Genomic DNA, 16,482 nt, shown 5'->3' with positions numbered 1-16,482 from the left:
TCCTGTCGTAAACTTTGCAGCAGGTGGAGTAGCTTCTCCAGCAGATGCAGCATTGATGATGGAATTGGGTGCTGACGGAGTATTCGTTGGTTCAGGAATTTTCAAATCCGATAATCCAGAAAAATTCGCACGTGCAATCGTTGAAGCGACAACTCATTATCAAGATTATGAATTAATTGCGAGTATATCAAAAGGTCTTGGAACTGCAATGAAAGGGATCGAAATTTCAACGCTTCATCCTTCTGAACGTATGCAAGAGCGTGGATGGTAATAAAAATAATTGAAATTCTAAGAGCATCATATTTTTTTATATACAAAAACCGGACGTGGAAAAAATCCCACATTCGGTTTTTTTCATAGGAAAGTATAAAGATTGCTGCATCGATGCGATGTCTAGCTCCAGCGCTCAGGTGCGCAGATCGTCACTTCGATTCTTCCACAAACACAAAAAGCGTGTTATGTTGCAGAATCTCCAGCGCTTGCACTAAAGCATAAGTGCAACTAAAGTAATCGCCTAAAACCTTGGCGTTTACCAAGTTTTCTTTATCGCACATAAACAGAGCGCTTACGCCTTTCTCATTGTACAATCAGTCCACTAAGGAATCAGAGGTGGAGTTTACTATTTTTCTATTTTTCTTTATAGTTCCTAAGTATGACAAACGGAATAATGTATGCAGGGGTGAATAAATTCAACTCTGAAAATAGCAAATTACATAATAGTCCCGGTTATCCTTAAAATTTTTCCAGTTACTATATACCTAGTTTGTACCTATTCAGGGGTTTAGTTAGATGTCTAATGTAGATGTTGGCACAAAAGTTGCAATGATTATAGGTAGTAAGAAAATTCAAAAAATAGAAGGGAGCTTTTTATCTAGAGTCAATTTCACGTTAATTGGGTAAGGAAGAGGATCATTAAGGTTAAGGTTTAGGTTCAGGTATTTGAAAGCGTTTTATCTAAATATAAGATGGAGGAATGATACATGGAAAACGGTGCACAATTAAAGCGTTCTTTAAATCTATGGCAAGTTGTAATGATGGGGCTAGCTTATATGACCCCAATGGTTGTTTTTGATACGTTTGGGATCGTATCAAATATAACCGATGGACACGTCCCCTCTGCCTATATATTAGCATTGGTTGCCATGTTATTTACAGCCGCTAGCTATGGGAAGTTGGTTAAGGTCTTTCCTTTGGCAGGGTCGGCCTATACGTATACGCAAAAAACGATGAGTCCAAATCTCGGTTTTCTAGTGGGATGGTCAGCTTTGCTCGATTATCTTTTTCTACCGATGGTTAACGCGTTATTAACTCGAATCTATCTTTCGGCTTTGTTTCCTGATGTACCTTCCTGGATTTGGGTGGTTGGTTTTGTTGCTCTAGTTACTTTTCTTAACATGAGGAGTGTCAATGTCTTGGCAAATTTCAGCACTCTTTTAGTTTTGATTCAAATTGCGATCATGGTCGTATTTATCGTGTTAGTTATAAATGGGCTTAATCAGGGCGAAGGCACAGGAAAGGTTTTTAGCTTTCAGCCGTTTTTAAATGAAGGTATGGCGATTCCTGCATTAATAGCTGGCGCAACCGTTCTTTGTTTCTCATTTTTAGGATTTGATGCCGTTACAACTCTTTCTGAGGAAACAGCAAACCCTACAAAGACCATTCCACGTGCTATTTTCCTTACCGCACTTTTCGGAGGAATTATTTTCATTACAACCTCATTCTTTATCCAATCGTTTTTTCCTGATATGTCAAGGTTCAAGCAGCCTGATGCAGCGTTGCCGGAAATAGCGCTTTATGTTGGTGGGAAGTTGTTCCAGTCTATTTTTTTAGTGACGACATTTGTTAATACACTAGCTTCAGGACTTGCGTCACATGCGAGTGTTTCCCGTCTCTTGTATGTAATGGGACGAGATAATGTATTCCCGGGAAAAATGTTTGGGTACGTCCATCCGCGCTGGAAAACGCCCTCTTTTAACGTTGTTCTAGTTGGAATCGTTTCACTGTCAGCTATGTTCTTTGACTTGGTGACAGCAGCCTCTTTAATTAGTTTTGGGGCATTAATTGCTTTTACGTTTGTTAACTTAAGTGTTATCAGCCATTTCGTTATCCGTAAAAAGCAACATAAAACGGTGAAAGGATTTTTTAGCTATCTTGTTATGCCATTGATCGGAGCTGCAGCAGTTGCTGTCTTATGGTTCAATCTTGAAATGAGTTCTTTTATTCTTGGTCTGGTTTGGGCCGCGGTTGGTTTTTGTTATCTGTTATATATCACGAAACTATTTCGTGCGGCACCACCTCAATATCAGTCTGAAAAAGTACAAATGTAAATGTCGTAATAATATGCACTTGTTACTAAACTATGCATTTTTGCATAACTTTACGTTTTTATTCTATGGAAAATGGCACTTAAAACAGTATTTTTGTTTTGGCATAGAACTTGCATTATTAAAAAACAAGTGAAGGAGGTAGTTTTTGATGCTTAATTTGAAAATGTATATCAATGGTGAATGGAAAGATTCGCATAATAAGGAAAAGCGAAATGTCGTGAATCCAGCAAACGGCGAGGTCTTTGCACAATCGGTTGAGGGAACAGTAGAGGATGCTAAAGAAGCAATTGAGGCAGCAAAAGCAGCGTTTAACAGTTGTGTCTGGTCTGAGTTGCCTGCTGAAGAAAGAGCATCGTATTTATTTAAAGTCGCAGATAAAATCGATGAAAATGCAGAGGAACTTACCCGATTCGAGACAATGGATAACGGTAAAACACTTCGAGAAGCAGGATTTGACGTTGCTGATGCAGCTGCGTGCTTCCGTTATTATGCTGGACTTATTACAAAGCCTGATGGACAAACCTACCACGTTTCAGACCCAGTGCAAGCAATGGTTGTGCGTGAGCCGGTCGGTGTTTGTGGATTGATTGTTCCGTGGAATTATCCTCTCTTGATGAGCGTTTGGAAAATTGCGCCTGCATTGGCAGCAGGTAACACGATCGTGTTTAAACCTTCCGAAGTCACACCTTTAACACCAACAAAGCTATTTGAAATCTTTGAAGAGGTGGAATTACCAAAGGGTGTAGCGAACATGGTACTGGGAGCAGGACCTACTGTAGGGAACGAAATAGCTGAAAGCCATGACGTAGATCTCGTTTCCTTTACGGGTGGTACACAAACCGGAAAACATATCATGAGAGCAGCTACCGGAAATGTGAAGAAAATTTCTTTAGAACTCGGTGGGAAATCACCAAACATTATCTTTGCTGATGCCGATTTTGAAACAGCTGTTGATTACGCACTGTTTGGTATTTATGCCGGAGCTGGACAAGTATGCTCTTCAGGATCGCGTATTTTGGTGGAAGAGAGCATTTACGATCAATTTGTAAACCGATTTGCTGAACGGGCTAAACAAATCAACGTGGGTCCTGGAAATGAATCGAACTCAGAAATGGGTCCTCTTGTCAGTCAAGAGCACATGGAAAAAGTCTTGAACTATATTAAGATTGGTAAAGAAGAAGGCGCTCGTCTTGTATGCGGAGGAGAACGTATCACAAAGGATGGATTGAATAAAGGTTATTTTGTTGAACCAACTGCATTTGCAGATGTAAAACCAGATATGCGAATTGTGCAAGAAGAAATATTCGGCCCCGTTGTTGTTATTCAAAAATTCAAAGATGAAAAAGAAGCTATTCATTTGTCCAATGACACTGATTATGGCCTTGCTGGCGCCGTTTTCACAGTGGATGGAGCAAAGGCACTGCGAGTCATTAAGAAGCTTCGTGCTGGAATTACGTGGATTAATACGTACCATCCAACTTACAACGAAGCGCCATGGGGCGGATATAAACAAAGCGGTATCGGTCGGGGCCTTGGAACGTACGGTTTAGATGAGTTTCAAGAAATCAAACAAATTAACATCAATTTACAAGTCGAACCTATTGGCTGGTTTTCCAAATAAAATATCTGACATGACTAATAGCGAATCTATTAATATAACAAAAAAAGGAGAGTTAACATGAGTACTAACTTAGAAAATAAAAAAGAAGAATTACAGGTTGAAGATGTAAATCATTATATCAAAAAGGTGCTTCAGCTAATCGAAAAAGATAAAGTGACAGAGGAAGAAGCAAGATGGATAACCAAGGAAACGGTTGACAATTTCCGCGAGCATGTCAATCCAGGTTTTCTGGAGTACCGTAAAACAGTAACAAAAGATGGTCAGTTCGCAGCAGTAGAATGGTCCGACGAAGGATCTTGTTTTAAAGATATCAATGGTAAGGTATACATCGATTGTCTTGGTGGGTTTGGAATTTATAACGTTGGTCATCGTAACCCAAAGGTCGTGAAAGCGGTCACAGATCAATTAAAGCGTCAAGCGCTTCATAGCCAGGATTTGCTTGACCCGCTTCGTGCAATCCTTGCAAAAATTTTAGCTGAAATTACACCTGGCGATTTGAAATATTCTTTCTTTACGAACAGTGGAACAGAGAGTGTAGAGGCGGCATTAAAGCTTGCTAAAATGTATAGTGATCGTTCAACGTTTATTTCAACAACGCATGCATTTCACGGGAAAAGCCTTGGTTCATTATCAGGAACAGCAAAGGGAATGTTCCGTAAGCCATTCCTCCCGTTAATCCCAGGTTTCCGTCATGTACCATTTGGAGATATTGACATGATGAGAAAGACGTTCGAATCGTGCTACTTAGTTGGTGAAGGTGTTGCAGGAGTGATCATAGAGCCAATTCAAGGGGAGGGCGGCATCATTCTTCCACCTGAAGGCTACCTTAAACAAGTCAGAGAACTATGTGATCAGTATGATGCGGTGCTTATTTTCGACGAAGTACAAACAGGGATGGGACGTACAGGAAAAATGTTCTGCTCTGAGCTGTATGATGTCGTTCCGGATATTTTGTGTCTTGCAAAAGCATTCGGTGGGGGCGTAATGCCAGCTGGTGCCGTTGTTGCTAGAGAAAAGGTATTTAAAAGCTGGTTTGAAAATCCGTTTATGCATACAACAACATTTGGTGGAAATCCGCTTGCTTGTGCTGCCGCTATTGCAACGATTGATGTATTACTAGAAGAAAACTTACCGGCTCGTGCTTTAGAAGTTGGCGAATACTTTTTACAAGGACTTAAAGATGCATCAAAAGGCCATGAGGATAAAGTACTTGAAATTCGTGGCCAAGGCTTAATGATGGGGATTGAATTCCATAAAGATGAAGTTGGATATGAAGTATCAAAAGCCATGTTTGATAAAGGAATTCTCGTTGCTGGTACACTCATTAATTCGAAAACAATTCGAATAGAGCCTGCATTAACGATCAGTTATGAGGATGTCAATACCGTCATCCAAGCCTTTAAAGAAGTATTATCAAAAGTTAAAGGATAATAATTGAAAGGGTGAAAAGGAGGGTGATTCCTCCTTTTTGCTGCATAGATGCAATCATAAGGAAGGTGTAGTTATAATGACAACAAACTATGCAACGTTGAACACAACCATTCCAGGGCCTAAATCTCAAGATCTTTTAGAAAGAAGAAAAAGAGCCGTTCCAAAAGGGATCAGTAATGGATGTGCTGCATTTGTAAAAAAAGCAGAGGGAGCACTAGTAGAGGATATCGATGGTAACACATTTATCGATTTTGCAGGCGCGATAGGAACAGTTAATGTTGGCCACTCTCACCCGGAAGTGGTTAAGGTGATTCAAGAACAGGCAGAGAATTTTATCCATACTGGTTTTAATGTCATGATGTATGAATCCTATATTGAACTGGCAGAAAAGTTAATCGAACTTGCTCCGGGCGATTTCCCAAAACAGGCAGCTCTCTTTAACAGTGGTGCGGAAGCTGTTGAAAACGCTGTGAAAATCGCGCGAAAGTATACGAAAAGACAAGGGGTTATTTCCTTTACAAGAGGCTTCCATGGTCGAACATTAATGACGATGTCGATGACGAGCAAAGTCAAACCTTATAAATATGAATTTGGTCCCTTTGCACCTGAAGTGTATAAAGCTCCATATCCATATGTTTACCGCCGTCCAGAAGGTATGAGTGAAGAACAATACAGTGCATTTATTATCGAGCAATTTGAACAATTTTTATTAACAGAGGTTGCTCCTGAAACCATTGCAGCTGTTGTAATGGAGCCGGTACAAGGTGAGGGAGGATTTATCGTTCCTGATAAAGCATTTGTACAGCGAGTTTATGAGATTTGTAAAGAGAATGGTATCGTATTTGTTGCTGATGAAATCCAAACCGGCTTTAGCCGGACAGGAAGTTACTTTGCTATCGAGCATTTTGGCGTAGCCCCTGACCTTATGACCATCTCGAAATCGATGGGGGCAGGAGTGCCGATTAGTGGAGTTATCGGTAGAGAAGAGATCATGAGTGTTTCTGAACCCGGAGAGCTTGGAGGAACCTATTCTGGTAGCCCGCTTGGATGTCGTGCTGCTCTTGCTGTCCTGGAAATCATTGAAAAAGAAAACTTAAATGAACGAGCACAAGTTTTAGGACAGAAAGTTATCGAAAAGTTTCAGCAGCTGGCTGACCGTTTTGAGCAAGTTGATGGCATTCGTGGTCTTGGAGCAATGTGCGCGTTGGAAATCGTAAAAGATAAAGAAAGTAAAACACCGGATAAAGAAACAGTAGGAAAAATTGTTAAAGAAGCGACAAGCAGAGGTCTGCTTTTATTAAGCGCCGGTGTGTTTGGAAACGTGATTCGTATATTAATGCCTCTTACGATAACATATGAGCAGCTAGAAGAAGGATTAACTATTTTAGAAGAATCAATGGAAACTGTTTTGGCACCACAATACATTTAGAGTGAGGTGATAAATAATGAAAACTAGTGTAATAGACGAGAAAGATCAACTGTTTCCAATGTATATAAATGGACAGTGGGTAGGAAACGACTGTAAGGAATTCATTGAGGTTATGAATCCAGCAACAAATGAAGTGATTGGAACGATTGCAAGGGGTGGAACAAACGAAGCGAAACAGGCCGTTGAGGCTGCCCATCATGCATTTAAAGAGTGGTCTAAGAGAACGGCTGAGGATCGAAGCAAAGTTTTAATGAAATGGTTTCAATTAATTGATGAAAATAAAGATGAGATTGGCAGGATCATGACGCTGGAGCAAGGGAAACCATTAAAAGAAGCTGTCGGTGAAGTCATGTATGCAAACAGTTTTATTTCATGGTATGCGGAAGAAGGAAAACGAATTTACGGAGAGACGATCCCTGCTTCTCATCCAAACAAACGAATTCTTGTCCGTAAAGAACCAGTTGGGGTCATTGCAGCGATTACGCCATGGAACTTCCCGGCTGCCATGATTACACGTAAAGTGGCACCGGCTCTTGCTGCAGGTTGTACAGCAGTGGTGAAACCGGCACAACAGACTCCTTTAACTGCTTTAAAACTAGCAGAATTAGCTGACGAAGCCGGTTTGCCAAAAGGTGTGTTAAACATTGTAACAGGTAAGGCAAAGGAAATTGGGGACGCATGGCTTGAGGATTCTCGTGTAAGAAAGATTACGTTCACTGGATCCACAGAAATTGGAAAAGTATTAATGAAAGGTGCCGCTGAAACCGTTAAAAAGATTTCTCTTGAATTAGGTGGAAACGCACCATTTATTGTAATGGATGATGCTGATTTAGAGAAAGCAGCAAAAGGGCTGGTAAATTCAAAGTTTAGAAATGCTGGTCAAACGTGTATTTGTACAAACCGGGTTTATGTTCATGAAAAGGTTACGGAACCGTTCCTAGAACTCTTCAAAAATGAGCTGGCTAAGTTAAAGGTTGGGAATGGCCTTGAAAAAGATGCGGATATCGGCCCTTTAATTGATCAAGCAGCATTAACAAAAGTAAAAATGTTAATTGACGATGCGTTGGATAAGGGGGGAAAGGTCGTATACAGCGGCAATAAACCTGAATCCGATGCTGGTTTTTATTATGAACCTACCATACTAACTAATATTGATGATCGTATGTTATGTATAAATGAAGAAATATTTGGCCCATTGGCACCGATTACAACCTTTAAAACAGAAGAAGAAGTGATTGAGAGGGCTAATAATACGGTTTATGGACTTGCCGCCTATGTATATACAGAAAACCTCAGCCGGGCATTCAGAATCAGTGAGGAACTAGAATATGGGATTATTGGCCTTAATGATGGACTACCTTCTGCAGCCCAAGCGCCTTTCGGTGGATATAAAGAAAGTGGGCTAGGAAGAGAAGGCGGCCACCACGGTATCGAAGAGTTTTTAGAAGTGAAATACATTTCAATTGGGTTAGATGTATAACGATAAGACAAAAGCTATACGAATAACGTTTTTAAACAGAAGGGTACTTATAAAAGCCTGGTATTCTAAGTTCGTATAGATATCGGGCTTTTTTACTCTTTTAAAAATCAAAGTAAAATATGGAGGAAAAAAGACAATGAAATACCCACTTACACCTGATGTAAAACCTGAATTTTGTACGACTGGTACGTTTATGCGTTTACCTTCGACTGGAGAAAATGTAAAGCTTGCGATCCTTGGAATGCCTTTTGATACGGCTGCTTCCTTTCGGGTTGGAGCAAGGTTTGCTCCACAAGCAATCCGTCAAGCATCGATGACATTGTTCCCTTTCCATCCAGTAAATAATGTGTATCCTTTTGACGATACGAATGCTATTGACATTGGAGACGTATCCGTTATCCCCCATAATATCCACCGAAGTTATGAACTAATGGAAGCTGCAGTATTAGATCTTATGAATCAGGGAATTGTACCGATTGGATTAGGGGGAGACCACTCCGTTACCTTAGCAAGTCTACGTGCGGCAGCTAAAGTGCATGGACCGGTTGCATTAATTCATTTCGATTCCCACACCGACACCTGGGATACGTATTATGACGAGAAGTATTGGCATGGTTCTCCTTTTATTAGAGCGTATGAGGAGGGACTTCTTCAACCAGATAAGGTATTTCAGATTGGGATTCGCGGTACATTAAATCATCCAGGAGATATCGATGCTAGTCTTGATTTGGGCTATAATGTGATTACAACTCAACAACTTAAAGAACGAGGGATAAATGATGTCGTTAAACAAGTTAAGGAAAAGATTGGCGATACTCCTTGTTTCTTATCTTTTGATATTGATTTCGTTGATCCATCTTGTGCTCCGGGAACAGGGACGCTCGAGGTTGGAGGATTCAGTAGTCTTGAAACCCTTGAAATGATTCGTTGTCTTCAAGACTTTAATTATGTTGGTTTTGATTTAGTTGAAGTACTTCCACCGTATGATCCAACCCAGATTACGTCTCTATTAGCCGCTACATTAGTACATGATTTTGCTAGTATTGTCGCGTTAAAAGTTAAAAAACAAAATGAAAAAGCTGGAGTAGAAACGAAAAAGTAAGCTTGGATAAAGAACTACTTAATAGGTAAAAAAGCTAACCAAAGTAGATTGATAAGTTATATAGGAACCCCAAAATTCAAATGAAAAGCCGCCTCTTAATGGTGAGGTCAGTGACAAAAGCACCTCAAATAAAAATGTCAATTTATATATTGGCATTTTTTCTTTGTTTATACACGTTAAGAAAATATAAAATTTTGCTGCATAGATGCAATGTCCAGCTCCAACGCCCAGGTACTCGAGGTCGCTTCGATTCTTCCACAAACACAAAAAGCGTGTTGTGCTGCAGAACCTCTAGCGCTTGTCATACCTGAACAGGGCGTTTACGCTTTTCTTATTCTGTAGGACATAAGTCGTTTTTTGATAAAATAGTCCGATTCTTAACTAGGTTCCATTAACCATTTAGTTGGAAAAAGAAGGTTTAATGAAAACATCAGTCGAATCTTGCACTTAAATATATGTAGTTGTCAAAGGAGGATTCATATGAGTATTGAGGTTATAAGTGCTGAGGAGATTTCAAATTTGCTGAATTCGTGGTACTTACAGATGAGAGACCGGAATCTAGAAAAGGCACATCAAATGAAAGTTGAAATTGATGAAAAAATGATGAAAATGGAGGAAAATCAGAATGTTTTGCTGTATTACTCTTTACTCGAGTTACGTCATAATTTACTAATGAAGCAGGCGGAGAATGCAGAAACCGTATTTTCCTCAATTGAACGTGAAAAAGCAGAGACGGATCATGTGCTGGAATACTACTATCATTATTTTAAGGGAATTTATTGTTATGAAAGGAAACATTATGAGGAAGCGATAAAGAGCTACATGATCGCAGAACAGAAGCTGACGTTCATTCCAGATCCTATTGAAACGGCAGAATTCCACTACAAGATTGCTTCAGTTTACTCCCATCATCTAAATGTAATTACCTCCATACAGCATGTCTTAAAGGCATTAGAAATCTATCAAACGGATGAAAATTATCGTGTTCGGGTTGCCGATTGCAAAAACTTACTTGGTTCGAACAATATTCTTTTAAAAGATTACGAGAGAGCAGAGGTCTATTTGCAAGAAGCCCTAAAGGAATCTCAAGCGGTTAATTGCAGAGAGACGGAAACGATTTCCTGGCAAAACTTGGGTTGGATGTATTCAGAACGAGACATGTCAAATGAAGCGATACACTGCCTTGAGGAATGCTTACCCTGGATGATCGAGCATAAACAACTTTACTATCAAATGAAAACAATGTATTTGATTGCTAAGGAAAATTTCAAATTAAATGAACTGTCAAAAGCACTCGAATGGACGGAAAAAGCAGAAGGCATTAGTAATCGAATTTCTGATCAAGAATACGTAAGCAAATTGCATCTACTAAGGGCAAAATACACCTTAGGACACGATCAATACATGAGTGAACTTGAAGGCGAAATCCCTATTTTAAAAAAGTGTCGTTTTTTTGGAACTCTTGAAGGATTTGCAGAAGAACTGGCGAATTACTATGAGAAAGAAGACAACCTTGAAAAGGCATTAACTTACTACAAACTGGTGATCACCGCAAAGAACAGATTAAATTTAAAGGAGGATTGACATGAAAAAGGGAGAAAAAGTTGTTGCTGTTGGTACAATTGCTCTGGCTTTGGCAACTGCAATTCTTTTTAGTCCAACTGATTCCGCACACGCTCATGATGGAATTATTAAAGACTCACCCGGCCTAGTCAAATCTTCAATTATTCTTTAAAGGGTTCACTTCAGTTTCTTCTTAGACGTAAGAAAGTATAGAAATACTTTTTATAGTATAAGCGCAGCTAAGGCGTTGCCTACGCTAAAACTTTGCGCTCTTTCCAGTGACCTTCGGGGCTGAACAGGGCGCTTTTGCTTTTCACGAAAAATAACACAAATTGAACTTCTTGCTCGTAAAACCTATAATAGATGAAGGTAGATTTAGCAGATACACTTCCTTGTTCATAAAGGGGGAGTTTAATTAAGGAGTTTGAAATGTATGGAAATGGTCGGAGCATTTGTGTTACCTATATTATTGATCCCATTCTTAGCTAGAGTTACATATAATCGCTTGGTTTCAATCGCTCTCACAGTCATTGTTATGGTAGTGATGTTTCAGAATTTCAGCTCGATCTGGACGATAGTGCTTGCCGTGATCGGTTTACTTATTGGAAGTTATTTATCGATGCAAATTGGTAAAAAAGTTAATAAGAAGTGGAGCTAAGTATAGAAGAAAAGTCAGGTGAACGAGATATTTCTCGGGAGCCTGACTTTTTTGATGTTTAGCAGGAAACTACAAAATTCTTAAAGCTTAGAATAAATTTTGATTCAAAATAGCCTTTAGCTTGGGGATTGTACATATTAGAGATCTGTCTGAAGCCAATTTAGCGTTAAAAGTAGCAATAACTCTTCTTCAAGAGTATGAAGAAGACATTATTTAATGAAAAACATGGAGATTTAACAGCTGTATTTAGAATAATTCATCCGGAAAACCTGGAATTGATCCGAACTGAGGATAATTCAGCCGAAAAATCTGGAATTCGTCCGTACTAAGAATAATTCAACCGAAAAACCTGGAATTCATCCGTACTGGGAATAATTCGTCCGGAAAACCTGGAATTGATCCGAACTGAGGATAATTCAGCCGAAAAATCTGGAATTCGTCCGTACTGAGAATAATTCAACCGAAAAATATGGAATTCATCCGAATTGAGAGTAAGATTCGGGACACCAGGATAACAAGGCGAAAAAAGGGCAACTAAGGTAATCGCCTAGAAACTTGGCGTTTACCAAGTTTTCTTTATCGCACCTAAACAGAGCGCTGACTCTTTTTATATCCGTGTTAGACTTTGCCGAGTTTTCTCTGGCGTTGAAACGTATCTTTGACGAATTTTCCAAGTAATGTGACTAGGTAGATTCCGATTATGATTAGTCCCTCCGTATCTAGGTTAAACAGTTCCAACAGGATGCTTAGGAGGGTTGTAACGTAAAGAAGTCCAAAATATTGTTTGATTTGAGCATCAGAATAATATTTGGTTAACTTTGCTCCGATTTGGCTGCCAAAGAGTGCTCCTGCAACCAACAATACGCCTATTAGAAAATCAAATTCAATCGTAAAAGCATAGGAGAGGAAACCAGCAATTACAATTGCACATACACTGACAAGACTTGTCCCCACGGCCTTTCTGGATTCAAACCCCATCATTGAAATCATAAGAGGAACCATGATAAAACCGCCACCAACACCTAAAGTGGAAGACATAAAACCACCGATGAAACCGATTATAACCGTTTTGATTAGACTTGGATTTCCACCTTGGAAGGCTATATTATCCGTCTTATTTTTTTTCAATAGTGTATAGGCAAAATATGCGATAATAGCTGCATAAAAAATAGGAATAACTTTTTCGTCATAATTGTTTTTGTCGAGCCAAAGTACAAGTGGTTTGGCTAGTTGTGTAGCTATAACTCCGCTGATACTGAGTATAATAGCTATTTTCCAAACGACGTTTTTCATTCTAAAATGAGCAACAACCCCCGATGCAGAGGAGCCAATTGCGTACATTAAGCTAGTCGTAATTGCCGCAATGGGCGAATACCCAGTCAGCATTAATATAGGTGTTAGGATGAATCCGCCGCCGATTCCGTAAAAACCAGACAGAATCCCGACCGCGAAACCTAATAAGATGTATAGTATTTCCATAATTGCTCCTTCAATAGAGGTGGTTCAAAAAGTAACCGAATGATAAACGGTCAATTACTGCTCTTTGAACTCATAGTATAACTTTCTTTCGTTCCCTCATCTATGTTAACGTAACGCATCGCGGAGTTCCACTTTCTGAAACAAATTGTTGAATGTAAAATGGATGAAAATTACTCTGAGTATGGTCCGAGTCAAGGAGATAGTTAAAATGGTAAGGTGTGAATCGGAGAAAAATGTTGAATAGGCAAAAAGCGGTTGGCCAACCACTTTTTGCCTATTTAAGAAGTAAAGAAAGTATAAAATTTTGCTGCATAGATGCAATGTCTAGCTTCAGCGCCTAGGTGCTCGAGGTCGCTTCGATTCTTCCGCAAATACAAAAAGCGTGTTATGTTACAGAATCTCCAGCGCTTGTCGCACCTGGTCAAGACGCTTGCGCTTTTCTAACTACTTTCCATCGTTGCTTAAATACACTTCTTCATATGGTTGGACGACGACAAATCCACTACCTTCAAAACGCATTTGGATCGATTCGCCACTGCCACGACCGAAGAACGTTTTCAACGAGACATCCGTTTGGAAATCTGGAGAAAGACCACCCGACCAAGCGACGGTTGCATTTGGGTCAGTCAGTACAGGACGACCAGGTTTTACTTCAATGGTAAGCGGTTCGTAATGTGAAGTAATTGCGATCATACCTGTACCCTGACAGTGGATATTGAACAATCCGCCTGACATCATTCCAGTTATACGTCGCATGAGTTTAATGTCCCAATTAATAGATTTCTCAAATGCTAACAAATCATTACCGTTTACAAAAATAGAATCGCCTTGAAGGTTGAGAATCGTAATCTTTTTCCCTTGGTCTGCCAAGTAAAGCTTACCAGAACCATCGGCCTTCATGAGAGAAGCACCTTCACCTGTAAGTGCCTTCTTAAACATTTTCCCAAGGCCATGCTCAAGAATTCCTTCACGCTCAAACTTTATTTGTCCATGGTAAGTGACCATCGACCCCGACTTCGCCCAGACTGTACCATCTAAATTGACTTCTAAAATTCGCGGCGTTTCCAGTTCGAAAAATCCTTCACCTTTATCCTCTTGAGCTGTCTTTCTGACAAACTCTTCAATTGAATACTTTGACATCGAATCACCTGCTTTTCTTTTATACATTCTCTCTCCTAAGTAAAAATTCCTTTCTTCTTCCAAGCATGTGGTAAATCGCCACGTTTCTTTTAATCTGTATACGGGAATGATAGGGTTATCGTTTCATTTATTTATATAGTTTGAAAAGTTTAAAAGCATGGAAAATCTTGATAGGCGAATGTAAGTTCGTTTTTCTTGTTATTTTTCCATCTTTTTGTGCTATAATGTTGGATAGAGAGTTAAAGGAAACGGAGGGGTTGAAGGTCGTGGGTAAACAATTTGAGCTTGTATCGAAATATCAGCCGCAGGGCGATCAGCCGAAAGCGATCCAAGAGATTGTGGAGGGAATTCGTTCAGAAAAGCGTCACCAGACATTGCTTGGTGCTACTGGTACTGGGAAAACATTTACGATGTCAAACGTAATTCAGCAGGTTAACAAGCCTACGCTCGTTATCGCGCACAACAAGACGCTTGCAGGACAGCTTTATAGTGAGTTTAAAGAGTACTTTCCGAACAATGCGGTTGAGTATTTTGTCAGCTACTATGATTATTATCAGCCTGAAGCATACATTCCTCAATCGGATACGTTTATTGAAAAAGATGCAAGTATTAATGATGAAATTGACAAACTTCGACACTCAGCGACATCCTCCCTTTTTGAACGGAATGACGTTATTATCATCGCAAGTGTATCGTGTATATACGGTTTAGGTTCTCCGGAAGAATACCGTGAACTCGTATTGTCAATTAGATCTGGTATGGAAAAAGATCGAGATCAACTGCTTCGGAATCTTGTTGACATCCAGTATGCACGGAATGATCTAAACTTTACCCGAGGAACGTTTCGGGTTCGTGGAGATGTGGTGGAAATTTTCCCTGCTTCACGTGATGAGCAGTGTATTCGCGTGGAATTTTTCGGAGATGAAATCGATCGAATTACTGAGGTAAATGCACTAACGGGAGAAATTCTTGGTGAACGAAGCCATGTGGCGATTTATCCGGCATCCCACTTCGTTACGCGTGAAGAAAAGATGAAGATTGCAATTGAACGAATTAAAGAAGAGCTTGAAGTGCGTCTGAAAGAATTGAGGGAACAGGATAAATTATTGGAAGCGCAACGAATCGAGCAGCGTACTCGATATGACATTGAGATGATGCAAGAGATGGGCTTCTGCTCAGGGATCGAGAACTATTCCCGTCATTTAACATTACGGCCAGCTGGTTCCACGCCATACACATTGATGGATTATTTCCCAAAAGACTTTCTACTCATGGTTGATGAATCCCATGTTTCATTACCTCAGGTCCGTGGGATGTATAACGGGGACCAAGCAAGGAAACAGGTACTTGTAGAGCATGGGTTCCGTTTGCCATCTGCTAAGGATAACCGTCCACTTATGTTTGATGAATTTGAGAAGAAATATTGTCAAGCCGTGTATGTATCCGCAACTCCTGGACCATTTGAACTGGATCACTCTCCAAAAATGACGGAGCAAATCATTCGTCCGACTGGCTTGCTTGATCCGACTATCGATGTGCGTCCGATTGAGGGACAAATCGATGACTTGATGGATGAAATTCAAGAGCGGGTGAAGAAGAAAGAGCGCGTGCTGGTTACGACATTGACGAAAAAAATGTCCGAGGATTTGACTGATTATTTACAAGAAAATGGAATTAAGGTACGCTATCTCCACTCGGAGATTAAGACGCTTGAACGGATTGACATTATTCGGGATCTCCGACGTGGTGTATTTGATGTTCTAGTTGGGATTAACTTGTTGAGGGAAGGTCTTGATCTTCCAGAGGTTTCCCTCGTTACAATTTTGGATGCTGATAAAGAAGGGTTCTTGCGTTCGGAACGTTCATTGATTCAGACGATTGGTCGTGCAGCCCGAAATTCAAATGGTCATGTCATAATGTACGCCGATAAAGTGACGAATTCGATGCAAATTGCACTCGACGAAACGGAACGACGCCGTAATACGCAAATTGCGTACAATGAAAAGCATGGGATCACGCCTCAAACAATTCAAAAGAACATTCCGGACCTTATTAGAGCAACGGTTGCTGCGGAAGATGGCGATGAAGGTGGATCAAAAGTTCCGGTTCAGAAATTGAGTAAGAAGGATCGCGAGAAAGTAATTGAACGGATGGAAAAAGAAATGAAGCAGTCAGCGAAGGATCTCGATTTCGAGCGTGCGGCTGAGCTTCGAGACTTGGTTTTAGAGCTTAAAGCGGAAGGATGACCCTGA

13 protein-coding genes and 1 pseudogene are annotated in these 16,482 nt (G+C 40.1%); 12 read left to right on the top strand and 2 right to left on the bottom strand.

The genetic code is table 11. From position 1 onward, the window contains the following. The 11 genes and pseudogenes from NON16_RS23095 to NON16_RS23045 all read left to right on the top strand — a co-directional run. A pseudogene (locus tag NON16_RS23095) lies at positions 1–271 on the top strand (pyridoxal 5'-phosphate synthase lyase subunit PdxS); the annotation flags it as partial. A gap of 709 nt (positions 272–980) precedes the next feature. Further along, positions 981–2,327: an APC family permease gene (locus NON16_RS23090; RefSeq protein ID WP_257351764.1), complete on the top strand. Its 1,347-nt coding sequence runs from the start codon at positions 981–983 to the stop codon at positions 2,325–2,327. A 148-nt stretch (positions 2,328–2,475) separates the two neighbouring features. Continuing rightward, positions 2,476–3,948: an aldehyde dehydrogenase family protein gene (locus tag NON16_RS23085; protein WP_257351763.1), complete on the top strand. Its 1,473-nt coding sequence runs from the start codon at positions 2,476–2,478 to the stop codon at positions 3,946–3,948. 57 nt (positions 3,949–4,005) lie between these two features. Then, on the top strand, positions 4,006–5,379 hold the full coding sequence (locus tag NON16_RS23080; protein ID WP_257351762.1) for a putrescine aminotransferase: 1,374 nt from the start codon (positions 4,006–4,008) through the stop codon (positions 5,377–5,379). Positions 5,380–5,452: 73 nt separating this feature from the next. Next, the gene (gene gabT / locus NON16_RS23075) at positions 5,453–6,808 is read left to right on the top strand and encodes a 4-aminobutyrate--2-oxoglutarate transaminase (protein ID WP_257351767.1); all 1,356 of its coding nucleotides are present in this window, start codon (positions 5,453–5,455) and stop codon (positions 6,806–6,808) included. 58 nt (positions 6,809–6,866) lie between these two features. After that, the gene (locus NON16_RS23070) at positions 6,867–8,288 is read left to right on the top strand and encodes an NAD-dependent succinate-semialdehyde dehydrogenase (RefSeq protein WP_257351766.1); all 1,422 of its coding nucleotides are present in this window, start codon (positions 6,867–6,869) and stop codon (positions 8,286–8,288) included. 136 nt (positions 8,289–8,424) lie between these two features. Beyond that, positions 8,425–9,390, top strand: a complete 966-nt coding sequence (speB, locus tag NON16_RS23065) for an agmatinase (RefSeq protein ID WP_257351761.1) — start codon at positions 8,425–8,427, stop codon at positions 9,388–9,390. A 480-nt stretch (positions 9,391–9,870) separates the two neighbouring features. Then, positions 9,871–10,974 carry a response regulator aspartate phosphatase gene (locus NON16_RS23060; RefSeq protein ID WP_257351760.1) on the top strand — a complete coding sequence of 368 codons (1,104 nt, stop codon included), beginning with the start codon at positions 9,871–9,873 and terminating at the stop codon, positions 10,972–10,974. Position 10,975: 1 nt separating this feature from the next. After that, a complete protein-coding gene (locus NON16_RS23055) occupies positions 10,976–11,125 on the top strand; it encodes a hypothetical protein (RefSeq protein WP_257351759.1) in 150 nt (49 codons plus the stop codon). Between the two features lie 261 nt (positions 11,126–11,386). Continuing rightward, entirely contained in the window at positions 11,387–11,611 is a 225-nt protein-coding gene (locus tag NON16_RS23050) for a CsbA family protein (RefSeq protein ID WP_257351758.1), read from the top strand. Between the two features lie 197 nt (positions 11,612–11,808). Continuing rightward, positions 11,809–11,940 (top strand): hypothetical protein, encoded by a 132-nt coding sequence (locus tag NON16_RS23045; RefSeq protein ID WP_257351757.1) that lies wholly within the window; start codon positions 11,809–11,811, stop codon positions 11,938–11,940. Positions 11,941–12,229: 289 nt separating this feature from the next. Here NON16_RS23045 and NON16_RS23040 read toward each other — a convergent pair whose 3' ends face one another. Further along, entirely contained in the window at positions 12,230–13,090 is an 861-nt protein-coding gene (locus tag NON16_RS23040; RefSeq protein WP_257351756.1) for a sulfite exporter TauE/SafE family protein, read from the bottom strand. A 444-nt stretch (positions 13,091–13,534) separates the two neighbouring features. Continuing rightward, a complete protein-coding gene (locus NON16_RS23035) occupies positions 13,535–14,230 on the bottom strand; it encodes an AIM24 family protein (RefSeq protein WP_257351765.1) in 696 nt (231 codons plus the stop codon). Positions 14,231–14,496: 266 nt separating this feature from the next. On the opposite strand from NON16_RS23035, the gene uvrB reads away from it, so the two are divergent. After that, positions 14,497–16,476 carry an excinuclease ABC subunit UvrB gene (gene uvrB, locus NON16_RS23030; protein ID WP_257351755.1) on the top strand — a complete coding sequence of 660 codons (1,980 nt, stop codon included), beginning with the start codon at positions 14,497–14,499 and terminating at the stop codon, positions 16,474–16,476. Positions 16,477–16,482: the final 6 nt, after the last annotated feature.

The organism is Pseudalkalibacillus decolorationis (assembly GCF_024609785.1).
In the GTDB taxonomy this organism is placed as follows: domain Bacteria; phylum Bacillota; class Bacilli; order Bacillales; family Fictibacillaceae; genus Pseudalkalibacillus; species Pseudalkalibacillus decolorationis.
This window is presented reverse-complemented; position numbering and strand designations above follow the sequence as displayed.

Coding starts and splice junctions, on each gene's coding strand:
- NON16_RS23060 (WP_257351760.1), top strand. CDS start 9,871: ATGAGTATTGAGGTTATAAGTGCTGAGGAGATTTCAAATTTGCTGAAT.
- NON16_RS23080 (WP_257351762.1), top strand. CDS start 4,006: ATGAGTACTAACTTAGAAAATAAAAAAGAAGAATTACAGGTTGAAGAT.
- NON16_RS23055 (WP_257351759.1), top strand. CDS start 10,976: ATGAAAAAGGGAGAAAAAGTTGTTGCTGTTGGTACAATTGCTCTGGCT.
- speB (WP_257351761.1), top strand. CDS start 8,425: ATGAAATACCCACTTACACCTGATGTAAAACCTGAATTTTGTACGACT.
- NON16_RS23040 (WP_257351756.1), bottom strand. CDS start 13,090: ATGGAAATACTATACATCTTATTAGGTTTCGCGGTCGGGATTCTGTCT.
- NON16_RS23035 (WP_257351765.1), bottom strand. CDS start 14,230: ATGTCAAAGTATTCAATTGAAGAGTTTGTCAGAAAGACAGCTCAAGAG.
- NON16_RS23045 (WP_257351757.1), top strand. CDS start 11,809: ATGAAGAAGACATTATTTAATGAAAAACATGGAGATTTAACAGCTGTA.
- NON16_RS23090 (WP_257351764.1), top strand. CDS start 981: ATGGAAAACGGTGCACAATTAAAGCGTTCTTTAAATCTATGGCAAGTT.
- NON16_RS23085 (WP_257351763.1), top strand. CDS start 2,476: ATGCTTAATTTGAAAATGTATATCAATGGTGAATGGAAAGATTCGCAT.
- NON16_RS23070 (WP_257351766.1), top strand. CDS start 6,867: ATGTATATAAATGGACAGTGGGTAGGAAACGACTGTAAGGAATTCATT.
- NON16_RS23050 (WP_257351758.1), top strand. CDS start 11,387: ATGGAAATGGTCGGAGCATTTGTGTTACCTATATTATTGATCCCATTC.